This window comes from Enterobacter sp. MGH 33 (assembly GCF_000534535.1).
Taxonomy (GTDB): domain Bacteria; phylum Pseudomonadota; class Gammaproteobacteria; order Enterobacterales; family Enterobacteriaceae; genus Enterobacter; species Enterobacter hormaechei_C.
Window position 1 is genome coordinate 352,548 of the sequence record NZ_KI973212.1, and the last position, 14,904, is coordinate 367,451.

The 14,904-nt window shown below is 56.7% G+C and carries 10 protein-coding genes and 1 tRNA gene; 4 read left to right on the forward strand and 7 right to left on the reverse strand.

The window, feature by feature from the left end; translation table 11 throughout:
- Window positions 1–115: 115 nt before the first annotated feature.
- Window positions 116–295: a toxin-antitoxin system HicB family antitoxin gene (locus L379_RS24720; RefSeq protein ID WP_071847017.1), complete on the forward strand. Its 180-nt coding sequence runs from the start codon at window positions 116–118 to the stop codon at window positions 293–295.
- Here L379_RS24720 and L379_RS22135 read toward each other — a convergent pair whose 3' ends face one another.
- Window positions 296–1,135, reverse strand: coding sequence for a DUF2971 domain-containing protein (locus tag L379_RS22135; RefSeq protein WP_023302862.1), 840 nt, complete (start codon window positions 1,133–1,135; stop codon window positions 296–298). It abuts the gene before it with no gap.
- Between the two features lie 35 nt (window positions 1,136–1,170).
- Window positions 1,171–1,265: transfer RNA gene (locus L379_RS22130), tRNA-Sec, on the reverse strand.
- A 287-nt stretch (window positions 1,266–1,552) separates the two neighbouring features.
- On the opposite strand from L379_RS22130, the gene L379_RS22125 reads away from it, so the two are divergent.
- Together L379_RS22125 and yicI are read left to right on the forward strand one after the other, a co-directional pair.
- Window positions 1,553–2,944, forward strand: a complete 1,392-nt coding sequence (locus L379_RS22125) for a glycoside-pentoside-hexuronide family transporter (RefSeq protein ID WP_015570055.1) — start codon at window positions 1,553–1,555, stop codon at window positions 2,942–2,944.
- A gap of 12 nt (window positions 2,945–2,956) precedes the next feature.
- Window positions 2,957–5,275 (forward strand): alpha-xylosidase, encoded by a 2,319-nt coding sequence (gene yicI, locus L379_RS22120; protein WP_032652098.1) that lies wholly within the window; start codon window positions 2,957–2,959, stop codon window positions 5,273–5,275.
- A gap of 84 nt (window positions 5,276–5,359) precedes the next feature.
- On the opposite strand, the gene L379_RS22115 is transcribed toward yicI, so the two are convergent.
- Window positions 5,360–7,054: an AsmA family protein gene (locus L379_RS22115; protein ID WP_032652101.1), complete on the reverse strand. Its 1,695-nt coding sequence runs from the start codon at window positions 7,052–7,054 to the stop codon at window positions 5,360–5,362.
- Between the two features lie 118 nt (window positions 7,055–7,172).
- Window positions 7,173–8,564: a xanthine/proton symporter XanP gene (gene xanP, locus L379_RS22110; RefSeq protein WP_015570053.1), complete on the reverse strand. Its 1,392-nt coding sequence runs from the start codon at window positions 8,562–8,564 to the stop codon at window positions 7,173–7,175.
- A 225-nt stretch (window positions 8,565–8,789) separates the two neighbouring features.
- On the opposite strand from xanP, the gene gltS reads away from it, so the two are divergent.
- Window positions 8,790–9,992 carry a sodium/glutamate symporter gene (gene gltS, locus L379_RS22105; RefSeq protein WP_006812438.1) on the forward strand — a complete coding sequence of 401 codons (1,203 nt, stop codon included), beginning with the start codon at window positions 8,790–8,792 and terminating at the stop codon, window positions 9,990–9,992.
- 3 nt (window positions 9,993–9,995) lie between these two features.
- On the opposite strand, the gene recG is transcribed toward gltS, so the two are convergent.
- Genes recG through spoT form a run of 3 tightly spaced genes read right to left on the reverse strand, consistent with a single transcriptional unit; the run spans window position 9,996 to window position 14,889 of the window.
- On the reverse strand, window positions 9,996–12,077 hold the full coding sequence (gene recG, locus L379_RS22100; RefSeq protein WP_015570052.1) for an ATP-dependent DNA helicase RecG: 2,082 nt from the start codon (window positions 12,075–12,077) through the stop codon (window positions 9,996–9,998).
- 3 nt (window positions 12,078–12,080) lie between these two features.
- Window positions 12,081–12,770 (reverse strand): tRNA (guanosine(18)-2'-O)-methyltransferase TrmH, encoded by a 690-nt coding sequence (trmH, locus tag L379_RS22095; RefSeq protein ID WP_032652104.1) that lies wholly within the window; start codon window positions 12,768–12,770, stop codon window positions 12,081–12,083.
- A 4-nt stretch (window positions 12,771–12,774) separates the two neighbouring features.
- Window positions 12,775–14,889, reverse strand: coding sequence for a bifunctional GTP diphosphokinase/guanosine-3',5'-bis pyrophosphate 3'-pyrophosphohydrolase (gene spoT, locus L379_RS22090; protein WP_032652106.1), 2,115 nt, complete (start codon window positions 14,887–14,889; stop codon window positions 12,775–12,777).
- Window positions 14,890–14,904 lie beyond the last annotated feature (15 nt).

Genomic DNA, 14,904 nt, shown 5'->3' on the forward strand with positions numbered 1-14,904 from the left:
TGAGGTTAGCTCTCGTCTGGTGTTGCGAGCACCTGGCGAGGGCGTTCCAATCTGAGGTCGTTATATGTTAAGGTACGTACCTCAATGAAGATATACTGCTCTTTTAGGTACGTACATGTCAACAGCTAAACGCGATCCTAATAAGTCAAAATCCGGAAAAGCACCGACTTTTCAGATACGTATTACGCCAGAGTTGAAGGCCCAGTTTGAGGCTGCGGCGAAGGCTGAAGGGATGAGTTTGGGGAATTGGTTAAAAAATTTAGGTCGAAATGAATTAAATAGATTAAAAAAGTAGTCATAACGGGTCTAATACAATCTCAAATCTTGAATTTGATTTTTTAGCCTGTATAAAACTGATATGTTCATAGTCGGTTCGTGAACTTATTAACCTGAACATTTTAGTTTTAAAATGTTCTGAGGTATTGCAACCAAAAATTATCGTTTTGATAGCATCGGATGGTAGTTCATAGAGATCAAATTCTTTTTCACATACATTAATTGTTTTACCAGAATTGGCCTGTGGTAACAACATTCGCCATTCATGTTCATATTCCCAGTCTTTGCTTTTTATTAGGAAATGATTTATTTGATCGTCTGAGAATGGATCCAAGAATGGATATTCTTTCTGATATATAACTTTTCGTAAATAACCAAATTCATCTTTTTGGCCGCGACGTTGTGAGAAAAATGGATGAGTGATATCAAATTCAATGATAAACCCACTGTGGGCCTGTGCGTAGTGTCCCCACATCAAAATATTCGTAGGGGTTTCTGTTAATGATAGAATCCTCGTTATTCCTATCAACTTAGAGTTAAAACTTTGCATTGTAGTATCTGCTGCTCTTATTATATTTCCTCTTTCTTTTTTATACATCGAGAGCATTGTTTTTTTTGCATCTTTAAGTAAATTACTGACAATTTCTTTAGGCAGTTTTTCAATCTGATTTAATAATTCAGCTGGAAATTCTTTGAGAAGGTCTACAGTGCTTAACGAATCGTATAAATTGGATTCAAAGCTACTAAAGTTAAAAGAAGTATTGAATTCAAATGGGTCGTTAAAATTTAAAGGGTTATTAAAACATATTAAGTTATTTTCAAGTATATCGATTCTTTCTGAGGGAAGATATTTATACATGTTATTAACTCTGAAAGTAGATTTAGCTGTATTTTTGGCGGAAGATCACAGGAGTCGAACCTGCCCGGGAACGCTGGCGCCCCCAACTGGATTTGAAGTCCAGCCACCTCACCGGAGATGACGATCTTCCGCGCCTGCATTGCTACATGGAGGCGGGGCGCATTATAGCTACTTTCAGGCATTTACCACATACCCCACACCACTTTTTTCACCTCTCTTTTGACCTGAATCCCCCTGTTTCAGCTAATTCTTAAGAAAATCCTCAGGTTAGCATTTCGTGCTCATCAACTTTTATCCCGATCACAAAAAACAAGAAACGTAATCTCTTAACCAGAAAACGCAATACCCGCTCCTGAAACAATGGTTTAAAAAACGGTAACCGGTCTCAGCGCCCCCTACAGCGTGAAGGATAAAAATATGAGCGAAGTCCTGTCAGTAAAAGAGAAGATTGGCTACGGCATGGGAGACGCCGCCAGCCATATCATTTTTGATAACGTCATGCTTTATATGATGTTTTTCTACACCGATATTTTTGGTATTCCCGCCGGGTTTGTCGGCACCATGTTCCTGCTGGCCCGCGCGCTGGATGCGATCTCCGACCCGTGCATGGGCCTGATTGCCGACCGCACCCGCAGCCGCTGGGGCAAGTTCCGTCCGTGGATTTTGTTCGGCGCCATTCCGTTCGGCATCGTCTGCGTGCTGGCCTACACCACGCCGGACCTCAGCCTTAACGGAAAAATGGTTTACGCCGCCATCACATACACGCTGCTGACCCTGCTCTATACCGTGGTCAATATCCCGTACTGCGCGCTGGGCGGCGTGATCACCAACGACCCGACGCAGCGTATCTCCCTTCAATCCTGGCGCTTTGTGCTGGCGACGGCGGGCGGCATGCTCTCCACGGTGCTGATGATGCCGCTGGTGAACCTGATTGGCGGCGACGATAAGGCATTCGGCTTCCAGGGCGGGATCGCCGTGCTGTCGGTGGTCGCGTTCCTGATGCTGGCGTTCTGCTTCTTCACCACCAAAGAGCGCATCCAGGTGCCGCCGAGCACCACCTCCATGCGTGAAGATCTGCGTGATATCTGGCAAAACGACCAGTGGCGCATCGTCGGCGTGCTCACCATCCTCAACATTCTCGCCGTCTGCGTGCGCGGGGGCGCGATGATGTACTACTGCACCTGGATCATGGGTTCGCCGGAAGTGTTCGTCGCGTTCCTCACCACCTACTGCGTCGGCAACCTGATCGGCTCCGCGCTGGCGAAACCGCTCACCGACTGGAAGTGCAAGGTCAGCATCTTCTGGTGGACCAACGCCGCGCTGGCGGTGGTCAGCGTGGCGATGTTCTTCGTGCCGATGCATGCCACCGTCCTGATGTTCGGCTTCATCTTCGTTATCGGCGTGCTGCACCAGCTGGTGACGCCGATTCAGTGGGTAATGATGTCCGATACCGTCGACTACGGCGAATGGACCAACGGCAAACGTCTGACCGGCATCAGCTTTGCGGGCACGCTGTTCGTGCTGAAACTCGGCCTGGCGCTGGGCGGGGCGATGATAGGCTGGATGCTGGCAGGCGGCGGCTACGACGCGGCAGCCAAAACCCAGAACAGCGCGACCATCAGCATCATCATCGGCCTGTTTACCCTGGCACCGGCGATCTGTTACGTGCTGAGCGCCATCATCGCCAAACGCTACTACACGCTGAAAACCCCCTTCCTGACCAAAATTCTGCGCGAGCTGGCGCAGGGCGCGCGCCGCAATCAGCAGGAGTTTGAAAACCTGCCGGTCAGCAAAGAATTGCAGAACTAAGAGGACGTAAGCATGAAAATCAGTGATGGAAACTGGCTTATTCAACCGGGCCTGAATGTGACCTATCCGGTGCAGGTGTTCGACGTGGAGCAGCAGGGCAATGACCTGGTGGTGTATGTGGCGCCGCGTGACGTGCGCGAACGCACCTGGCAGCTCGACACGTTGATGTTCACGGTGCGCCTGTTTGCCCCGCAGGAAGGGATTGTCGGGGTGCGCATTGAGCACTTCCAGGGTGCGCTGAACAACGGCCCGCACTATCCGCTGAACGTTCTGAAGGATGTAAAAGTTGAGATTGAAAACAACGCCGAATTTGCCGAGCTGAAAAGCGGCAGCGTCAGCGTGCGCGTCGCCAAAGGCGAGTTCTGGGCGCTGGATTTCCTGCGTAACGGCCAGCGCATTACCGGCAGCCAGCTGAAAAACAACGGCTACGTGCAGGACAGCAATACCGACCGCAATTACGTGTTCGAACGTCTGGATCTGGGCGTGGGCGAAACGGTCTACGGTCTGGGCGAGCGCTTTACCGCGCTGGTGCGCAACGGCCAGACGGTCGAAACCTGGAACCGCGACGGCGGCACCAGCACCGAACAGTCCTACAAAAACATTCCGTTCTACCTGACCAACCGCGGCTACGGCGTGCTGGTGAATCATCCGGAAAATGTCTCGTTTGAAGTCGGCTCCGAAAAAGTCTCCAAAGTGCAGTTCAGCGTGGAAGGGGAGTATCTGGAGTACTTCGTGATCGACGGCCCGACGCCGAAAGAAGTGCTGAACCGCTATACCCGCTTCACCGGCAGTCCGGCGCTGCCGCCTGCGTGGTCGTTCGGCCTGTGGCTGACCACCTCGTTCACCACCAACTACGACGAAGCCACGGTTAACAGCTTTATCGACGGCATGGCCGAGCGCGACCTGCCGCTGCACGTGTTCCACTTCGACTGCTTCTGGATGAAGGCCTTCCAGTGGTGCGACTTCGAGTGGGACCCGGTGACCTTCCCCGATCCGGAAGGCATGATCCGCCGCCTGAAAGAGAAAGGGCTGAAGGTCTGCGTGTGGATCAACCCGTACATCGGCCAGAAATCGCCGATCTTCCGGGAGCTGAAAGAGAAGGGCTACCTGCTGAAGCGCCCGGACGGCTCCCTGTGGCAGTGGGACAAATGGCAGCCGGGGCTGGCGATCTACGACTTCACCAACCCGGACGCGTGCAGGTGGTATGCGGACAAACTGAAAGGCCTGGTGGAGATCGGCGTCGACTGCTTCAAGACCGACTTCGGCGAGCGTATCCCGACGGAGGTCCAGTGGTTTGACGGTTCCGATCCGCAGAAGATGCATAACCATTACGCCTACATCTACAACGAACTGGTGTGGAACGTGCTGAAAGAGACGGTGGGAGATGAAGAGGCGGTGCTGTTTGCCCGTTCTGCCTCCGTGGGTGCGCAACAGTTCCCGGTACACTGGGGTGGCGACTGCTACGCCAACTATGAGTCGATGGCCGAAAGCCTGCGCGGCGGGCTGTCGATTGGGCTGTCCGGCTTCGGGTTCTGGAGCCACGATATCGGCGGGTTTGAAAACACCGCTCCGGCGCACGTCTACAAACGCTGGTGCGCGTTCGGGCTGTTCTCCAGCCACAGCCGCCTGCACGGCAGCAAATCCTACCGCGTGCCGTGGGCGTACGATGACGAGTCCTGCGATGTGGTGCGCCACTTCACGCAGCTGAAATGCCAGCTGATGCCGTACCTGTATCGTCAGGCGGCGCTGGCGCACGAGTTCGGCACGCCGATGCTGCGGGCGATGATGCTGGAGTTCCCGGACGATCCGGCGTGCGATTACCTCGACCGCCAGTACATGTTGGGGGATTCAATGATGGTGGCGCCGGTGTTCTCCGAGGCGGGCGACGTGCAGTTCTACCTGCCGGAAGGGCGCTGGACGCACCTGTGGCACAACGATGAAATCGAGGGTAGCCGCTGGCATAAGCAGCAGCACGATTTCCAGAGCCTGCCGGTCTATGTGCGCGACAACACGCTGCTGGCGCTGGGTAACAATAACCAGAAGCCAGACTATGCGTGGCACGAGGGGACGGCCTTCCAGCTCTTTAACCTGAGCGATGGCGCAACGGCGGTGAGTGAAGTGCCTGCGGCGGAAGGCTCTGTGGTGTTTACGCTGAAGGCGTCACGTCAGGGCGACGTCGTGACCTTTACCGGCGCGGGAGATGCGCAAAACTGGTCGGTGTGCTTGCGCAACGTGCAGAAGGTCGGCGGCGTAAAAGGCGGTTCACATGCGGGCAGCGAATGGGGTGTGGTGGTGAAAGCCGAGGGGGATGAGGTGGTGGTTCACCTCTGAGCTGGAAAAATGCCCGGTGGCGCTTCGCTTACCGGGCCTACATTAGATCGTAGGCCGGGTAAGGCGAAGCCGCCACCCGGCTATTTACTGTGCCGGAGCCACCGTCGACACCATCCCGCCGGTCATCGTCTGTTGTACCTGCCGTTTATCCATATTCACCGCGCTCAGCTTCCCATTCACCGTCGGCTTCAGCGGCGCATTGGCCTGCACGCTGCCGCTGGCGGTGAGCTGAACATTGCCGTCGCCTGCAATCGGCAGCGCTGGCCAGCCCCACTGCTGCAAAACGTTGAGTGGTACACCGCGCCCGTTCAGGCTCACGGTGGTTTGTCGCTGTGGCAGCTGTGACACGGTGGCGGTCGCTTCCAGGATCCCTTTCTCGGTAAAGGCGCTCAGATCGGTAATATTTACCGTTGCGGCGTTGGCATTCAGCGCCAGCGACGGGCGACGCACGTCGACGCGGTTAAAGGTTGCTGCCGCCCCGTTGAGGGTTGCGTTACCGCCCCACACGCCCCACTTGTGATCCTGCGCCAGCCGCAGATTAGCGCCATAACCGTCGAGGGAGGTGATCTGCCACGGGAACGCCGGATCGATGTCGATCACCAGGTTGCGGCTCAGGCCGAATTTTTTTAGCGTCACGCTGTTCAGCCATGCCGGAAGCGGGTCCATCCACAGCGTTTTCCAGTTTTCCGGAAGCGTATATTCCAGCCCGGCAATGGCAACGTCGTCCAGCACCAGCGCCTGACCCTCGCGCAGCCAGTTGCCGGAGGTGCGCACCATGCCCCCTTCCCAGCGGGAGGTGAACTGACGCAGCGCAATGCCCTGCGGGGAGAATTCCGCATTCAGGATAGGGTCAAACAGATGCAGCGAGCCGTAGATAAATTCGCTGGCGTTCATGGATAACCGTCCCTCCTGGCTTTGCCAGTCACCTTTACTCAGGGTGAGGTTACGCAGGCTGAGATCGAGGTCGGTTACCGCCCAGTCTGGCCCCTGTAGACGGGCATCGGTCACTTCCAGCCGCCCAATCTGTAACGAAGGCAGGGTGGAGAGAGGGGCGAAGAAATCCAGCAGCGATTTGTCGCTTTGCAGGCGGATCTCATTCAGACGCAGGGTGTTGATAACCCAGCCACCGTCGGCATTACGCAGAGCCGAGCCCGTCAGCGAGCCGCGCGCCATATCGGCACCGATGGTATTCAGCACCACCTCTTTGCCGTTGAGTTGTCCCTGAATCAGCACGTTGTTGGCCGGTATGCCGTTGAGCGTGAGCGACCCGGCGCTCATCTGGATTTGCGCATTTTTTCCCAGTACGTTCCCCGCCTCGGGCTGCCACGGGCTGACGCCGCCGGTCACCTTTTGCGCACTGAGATCCCACTCCGTATTCGGGCTGTTAAAGGCCATGTTATTCAGTTGCAGACGGTCGGCCTGGAACGGCAGCGGCGCCGTCTGCGGCGATAAATTCAGCGTGCCATCGAACAGGGTGATGGCATCCATATGCAGCGGGTCGGTGATCTGGCGGCTGCTTAAGCCAATATCCACTTTTTTAGCGACCAGCGTGGCCGGTTTGCCATCTCGTCCGAAGGTAACGTTTTCCAGAAGGATGTGAGAAGGGGATGAAAAGCGGTGATCCATCAGGTCAAAGTTGAGCTCGTAATCGGTATTCACCGTGATCCAGCTGCTGACCTGCGATGCGCCCCAGCGGGTCTGGAGCAGAAAATAAAAGGCGAGCACTACAATGAGCAGGGCTACCAGAAGATAGATAAGCAGCTTTCCAATAAATTTCATGGTCTTCCTTCCCGCGAAACGCACATAAGGGTGTTATGCACGATTTATGCGCAATGCTCAAGGCGGGAATGGTGTAAAGAGATGTCACGGCAGGCATTGACAGCCTGCCGTGTGGGGATCAGTTCTTTTCAGGCGGGAAAATGAGATTCAGCACAATAGCGGTAATACCGCCCGCGGCGATGCCGGAAGAGAGCAGGTTTTTCACCCAGTCAGGGGCAAACTGCAAAATCATCGGCTGCTGGGAGACGCCAAGCCCTACGGCGAGAGACAGCGCAATAATCATGATTGCGCGGCGGTTCAGCGGCTCGCGGGAGACGATACGCACGCCAGAGGCCGCGATGGTACCGAACATGACCAGCGTCGCGCCGCCCAGCACCGGCTCAGGGATGTGCTGCACAAACCCGCTCACCGCCGGGAACAGGCCGAGGACCACCAGCATCAGCGCTACCACGAAGCCCACGTAGCGGCTGGCCACGCCGGTCAGCTGGATCACGCCGTTGTTCTGGCCAAAGCAGGAGTTCGGGAAGGTGTTGAACACCGCCGAGACAAACGAGTTCAGTCCGTTCGCCAGCACGCCGCCTTTCAGACGTTTCATGTACAGTGGGCCGGAGACCGGCTGCTCGGACACGTCGGAGGTGGCGGTGATATCGCCAATGGTTTCCAGCGAAGTGATCATAAAGACCAGCATCAGCGGCAGGAGCAGACTCCAGTCAATGCCCAGGCCGTAGTAGAGCGGCGTTGGCACGGTAATCAACGCGCTGTTGGTTGGGGTGGTGTTTTCCGGCAGCATGCCCAGCGCCCACGCCAGCAGGTAACCGGCCGCCATGGCGATCACCAGCGATGCCACGCGCAGGTACGGGTTACGCTGGCGGTTAAGCAGAATAATGATCGCCAGCACGACGCCTGCCAGCAGCAGGTTTTTCGGCGCGCCGAAGGTATGGTCGCTCATTGCCGCGTAGCCGCCCCCGATGGAGGTCAGACCCACCTGGATCAGTGACAGGCCGATAATCATCACCACCACGCCGGAGACCAGCGGGGTGATCACCCGGCGCGCCAGGTGCAGAACGCGGGAAATGATCATCTCTGTGCAGCTTGCCAGCATCAGGGTGCCGAAAAGCGCCGCCATCATCGTCGGGACATCTGCGCCGCCGGTTTTCAGTGCCGTACCGCCCATGATCAGCGGCGCCACAAAGTTAAAGCTGGTGCCCTGAATCGACAGCAAACCCGAGCCCACCGGACCCCAGGCTTTAATTTGAATGATGGAGGCCACGCCGGAAGCGAACAGAGACATACTGATGATGTGTTGCGTATCCTGCGCCGGTAACCCCAGCGCCTGGCAAATCAGCAGAGCCGGCGTGATGACCGCAACGAACATCGCCAGCAGGTGCTGGCAGGCGGCAAACAGGGTTTGAGGCAGCGGGGGACGATCTTCAAGGCGGTAAATCAGTTCGCTGTTTTGCTTCTGCGCAATCGGTTGCGCATCAGCAGACTCCAGAGTGTTAACAGACATCGGCGGCAATCCCACGGTGGAAAAGCGGGCATTTTAGCTGACCACCTGGTAAAAGCAAACGATTGCCAGCAAAAATAAGAGAGAAAATCTGCCGATGTGAGCAGGTTTTCTACAACGAACAGGAAAAAAAAATTACACTTTTCGCGCCGGCGGCTCATGACGAGCATCACCCGGCCCAGGATAACGCCGCGTGTGTATGGAACACGCGCATAACAGGAGCCTTTTATGATTCATCTCGATACGTTGTCGACCCTTGTTGCCGCAACGCTGGTTCTTCTGCTTGGTCGCAAGCTGGTACACAGTGTTTCCTTTCTGAAAAAGTACACCATTCCTGAACCTGTCGCCGGTGGATTGCTGGTGGCGCTGGCCCTGCTGGTGCTGAAAAAAAGCATGGGCTGGGAAATCGATTTTGATATGTCCCTGAAAGATCCGTTGATGCTGGCCTTCTTTGCTACTATCGGCCTGAACGCTAACCTCGCAAGCCTGCGTTCGGGCGGCAAGGTGCTGGGCGTGTTTCTGATTGTTGTGGTGGGCCTGCTGCTGATGCAAAACGCCATCGGCATCGGTATGGCGTCGCTGCTGGGGCTGGATCCGCTGATGGGTCTGCTGGCGGGGTCGATTACCCTGTCAGGTGGCCACGGAACGGGCGCGGCGTGGAGCAAGCTGTTCATCGAACGCTATGGCTTTGAAAACGCAACGGAAGTGGCAATGGCCTGCGCGACCTTTGGCCTGGTGCTTGGCGGGCTGATTGGCGGCCCGGTAGCGCGCTATCTGGTGAAACACTCCACCACGCCGGAAGGCAGGCCAGACGATGAAATGGTGCCGACCGCATTTGAAAAACCGGACGTTGGCCGCAGCATCACCTCGCTGGTGATGATTGAAACCATCGCCATGATTGCCATCTGCCTTACCGTGGGCAAAATCGTTGCGCAATGGCTGGCGGGAACGGCTTTCGAACTGCCAACCTTTGTCTGCGTGCTTTTTATCGGGGTGATCCTGAGCAACGGTCTGGCGCAGATGGGCTTCTACCGCGTCTTTGAGCGCGCAGTGTCCGTGCTGGGGAACGTCAGCCTGTCGCTGTTCCTGGCGATGGCGCTGATGAGCCTCAAGCTGTGGGAACTGGCCTCGCTGGCGCTGCCGATGGTGGCGATCCTGGCGGTGCAGGCCGTGTTCATGGCGCTGTATGCCATCTTTGTTACCTGGCGCATGATGGGCAAAAACTATGATGCGGCGGTACTGGCTGCGGGCCACTGTGGGTTTGGTCTGGGGGCGACGCCAACGGCCATCGCGAATATGCAGGCGATCACCGAACGGTTCGGCCCGTCGCACATGGCGTTTCTGGTGGTGCCGATGGTGGGCGCATTCTTCATTGATATCGTCAACGCGCTGGTCATTAAGCTCTACCTGATGCTGCCGATGTTTGGCTGACCGTCAGGCGTTGGAATACCGCTCGGTTTCCGGCATCCAGCGTTCAATTAACGCTGCCGCCTGTTCGGGGTAGCGTTCATGAATATGACGCGCAAGGCGTTGTACTTCGGGGATCATGGCCTGATCGCGCAATAAATCCGCCACTTTAAACTCGGCGTTACCCGTCTGACGCGTGCCCAGCAGTTCGCCCGGGCCGCGGATCTCCAGATCTTTTTGCGCAATGACGAAGCCGTCATTGCTGTCGCGTAATACCTGCAAACGCATCTGCGCGGTTTTCGACAGAGGGGCTTTGTAGAGCAGCACGCAGTGAGAGGCGATCGCGCCACGGCCCACGCGGCCTCGTAGCTGGTGGAGCTGCGCCAGGCCCAGGCGCTCCGGGTTCTCAATAATCATCAGGCTGGAGTTCGGCACGTCCACGCCCACTTCGATGACCGTGGTCGCGACCAGCAAATGCAGCTCGCCCTGTTTGAACGACTGCATCACCGCCTGCTTCTCGGCAGGCTTCATGCGCCCGTGAACCAGACCGACGTTCAGCTCCGGCAGGGCGAGCTTTAACTCTTCCCACGTGGCTTCGGCAGCCTGCGCTTCCAGCAGCTCAGACTCTTCAATCAGGGTACAGACCCAGTAAGCCTGACGTCCTTCGTGGGTGCAGGCGTTGCGCACGCGGTCAATGATGTCGCTGCGGCGCGTGTCCGGAATGGCGACCGTTGTCACCGGCGTACGACCCGGGGGGAGTTCGTCGATGGTGGAGGTATCCAGATCGGCATAGGCCGTCATCGCCAGGGTGCGCGGAATCGGCGTGGCGGTCATGATCAGCTGATGTGGGTGGAAGCCCTGTTGCAGACCTTTCTCCCACAGCGCCAGACGCTGATGAACACCAAAGCGGTGCTGTTCGTCGATAATCACCAGCGCCAGGCCGTTAAACTGCACCTGTTCCTGGAAAATGGCGTGCGTGCCGACAATCATCTGCACCTGCCCGCTGGCAATGGCTTCCTGCTGCGCAAGGCGCGCTTTGCCCTTCTGCTTCCCGGCCAGCCAGCCCACTTCAATTCCCAGCGGGGCAAACCAGTTCCGGAAATTGTTGGCGTGCTGCTCGGCCAGCAGTTCCGTCGGCGCCATCAGCGCCACCTGCTTACCGTGGGCGATGGCGCGCAAAGCGGCCAGCGCGGCGACCAGCGTTTTCCCGGAACCCACGTCGCCCTGCACCAGACGCATCATCGGCACATCCAGCGCCATATCGCGTTCGATCTCGGCAGTCACCCGCGCCTGGGCGCCGGTGGGTTTAAACGGCAGTGAGGCCAGCAGCTTATCTTTGAGCTCATCACGCTGGCTTAAGGGCTGCGCGTGGAAGCGCTGCGCACCTGCGCGCAGGGCCAGCATGCTCAGGTTGTGAGCCAGTAATTCCTCAAGGATAAGACGCCGTTGGGCAGGGTGTTTACCGCTTTCTAAATCAACAAGCTGAAGCGTTGGCGGTGGACGGTGCAGGGTGCGCAACGCCTCCGGCAGGCTCATCATGCCCTGCGCCAGCTCCGGCGGCAGCAGCTCGTTAATGGCGCAGGTATCGAGCAGCTCCAGCGCCTGGTCGGTGAGCTTGCGCAGCGTAGCCTGCTTAATGCCTTCAGTGGTTGGATAGACCGGCGTGAGAGTCTCCTGTAGCTCAGGTGAGCTGAGATCGCCCTGCACGCGGTATTCCGGGTGGATCATCTCCGCGCCGTATTTGCCCCGTTTGGCTTCACCGTACGCAAGTACGCGTCGTCCAGTGGCAAGGCTATTTTTCATCGCCGCATTGAAGTTGAAAAAGCGCATGGTGAGAATGCCGGTGCCGTCGCTGATCTGGCAGGTCATCATCCTGCGTCCGCCAAAGGTGATGTTGCAGTTCAGCACTTCCCCTTCAACGGTGGCGTAAATAGCGGGCAGCAGATCGCCAATCTTATAAAGCTGAGTACGGTCTTCGTAACGCAGGGGGAGGTGGAGCAGGAGATCCTGCACGGTGTGCAGGCCTATCTTCGCCAGTTTACTGCTTTGTGCCGCGCCCACGCCCGTCAGGCTGTTGAGCGGTATGGCGTCCAGCAGGCGGCCTTTCATGATTTACCCCGCGTACTGCATGGTGGACCACCACTCGGCATCGGCTTCAATTTCGCCCTGCGCGTTGACGTGGGGGTAAGGCAATTTCTTCTGCTTCGCAACGCGAGCCAGCACCGGATAGCCACCTTCAAACAGCAGGCGCTGCTGCTCCTCTTCCGGCAGCATGCTGTTGCTGCGCTCGTACATTCCGGCATTCTGACGCTGGCGCTGCGCTTCATACAGGATCAGCGCCGAGGCGACCGACACGTTGAGTGACTGGACCATGCCGATCATTGGAATGATGATGTCCCGATCGGCCAAATCCAGTGCTTCCTGCGTGATCCCCGTTTTCTCCTGGCCCATTAAAATACAGGTCGGATGGGTGTAGTCGATCTCACGGAAATCCACGGCTTTAGCAGAGAGGTTGGTTGCCAGAACCTGCATGCCACGCCCTTTCAGGTGCGAGACCGCTTCACCAATAGTCTGGTGAGTTTTCACGGATACCCAGCTGTTGCTGCCTGCGGCGGTGGAGGCCATGGTACGCATACGTGCGCCAGGCCAGACGGCGTGGACTTCATGCACGCCGACGGCATCTGCGGTGCGGACGATAGCAGAGACGTTATGAGGTTTATGGACCTGCTCCATGCAGACCGTCAGATCAGGCTGACGCCTGGCGAGCATTTCGCAGATTCGCTCGTAACGTTTTGAATTCATAATGCTAGTTTCGGTTACGGGTGACTTTAATGACATCCGGCATCACGCGGATCTTGCGCATAATATTGGCCAGATGCACGCGGTCACGGGCGGTCAGGCGAATAAAGGCGCTATAAACGCGGCCATCTTTTTCTTCCGTATTCAGGCTTTGAATGTTGGATGAGGCCGTGTTGATCGCTGCCGTCAGGTTCGCCAGGGCACCCTGGTGGTTGAACATATCCACCTTGATTTCAGTGATAAATTCCTGCGCCGTCTCTTTATCCCACTCGACCGCCATGAACTTCTCAGGCTCTTTCTGATAGCCACGGATGTTACGGCAGGATTCATGGTGGATCACCAGCCCTTTACCCGGGCTGACGTGCGCAATAATCGGGTCGCCCGGGATAGGACGGCAGCATTTGGCGAAGGTGATGAGCACCCCGTCAGCGCCTTTGATCGGCAGGTGACCATGATTTTGTGTGGTGGTAGGAACGGCTGTCGTTTCGCCTTGTTGCAGATTCTTCGCCACGACCACGCTCATGGCGTTGCCGAGACCAATCTCTGCCAGCAGGTCATCCAGCGAGGCGAGCTTCATACGCTCCAGCTCATGCTGAATGTTTTCTGGTGGGATCTCTGCCAGTTTGCGGCTGCCACCCAGCGCGTGATTGAGCAGACGACGCCCCAGGCTAACGGAGTCGTCGCGCTTGAGGTTTTTCAGCAGCTGGCGGATTTTTGCGCGCGCTTTTGAGCTCACGACAAAGTTCAGCCAGGCGGCGTTAGGACGTGCCCCCGGCGCGGTAATGATCTCCACCGTCTGTCCGCTGAAAAGCGGCTGCGACAGCGGATAAGGCTGCCTGTCGACGCGGGCACCTACGCAGGCATGGCCGATATCGGTATGCACGGCGTAAGCGAAGTCGACTGGTGTCGCGCCCGCAGGCAGTTCGACAATGCGCCCTTCCGGCGTGAAAACGTAAATCTCATCCGGGAAGAGATCGGATTTAACGCTCTCGATAAATTCAAACGAGCTACCTGCGCTCTGTTGCAGCTCCAGCAGGCTCTGCATCCAGCGCTGGGCGCGGATTTGCGCGGTGGTACTGCTTTCGCCGCCGTGCTCTTTATAAGCCCAGTGCGCCGCGACACCCATCTCTGCCATCTGATCCATATCTTCGGTACGAATCTGCACCTCAACAGGGACACCGTGCGGGCCAATCATGGAGGTGTGCAAAGACTGGTATCCGTTCGCTTTTGGAATGGCGATGTAATCTTTGACGCGCCCCGGACGCGGCTTGTACAGGCTGTGCATCTGCCCCAGCACGCGATAACAGGTGTCTGAGTCGTGGACGATGACGCGGAACGCGTAGATATCCATAATCGAGTGAAAACGCTGCTCTTTAAGCACCATTTTGCAGTAGATAGAGTACAAATGCTTTTCGCGACCGCTCACGCGGCACGGAATGCCCGCTTCCTGCAAACGCCCTTCGATTTCAGAGAGGATCTTTTGAATCATCTCTTTACGGTTACCGCGAGCGGCTTTCACCACCTCTTTAATCACGCGATAGCGGTTCGGGTACAACGCCTCAAAACCCAGCTCTTCCAGCTCGGTTTTAATGTGATGAATACCTAAACGGTGCGCCAGCGGACTGTAAATTTCGAGGGTTTCACGGGCGATGCGGCGACGTTTATCCGGGCGAAGTGAGCCCAGCGTGCGCATATTGTGGGTGCGGTCAGCCAGTTTGATGAGAATGACGCGGATATCCTGCACCATCGCCATGATCATCTTGCGGAAGTTTTCGGCCTGCGCCTCTTTCTTGTCGCGGAATTTCAGCTTATCAAGCTTAGAGACCCCTTCCACCAGCTCGGCAACGCTTTTGCCAAACAGCTGTTCCATGTCCTGGTAGGTGGCAGGGGTATCTTCAATCACGTCATGCAGCAGGGCGGCCATCAGCGTTTCGTAGTCGAGTTTCATCTCGGCCAGAATACAGGCCACCGCTACCGGGTGCGTGATATAGGGTTCACCGCTTGAACGTGTCTGGCCCTCGTGAGCGTCACGTGCAACGAGATACGCCTGCTGAAGACGCTTAATCTGGTCTTCAGGCAGGTAGGTTTGAATCAGTTGATTCAGGCTTTCAAACAGATACAAGGGCGACCCGCAGGT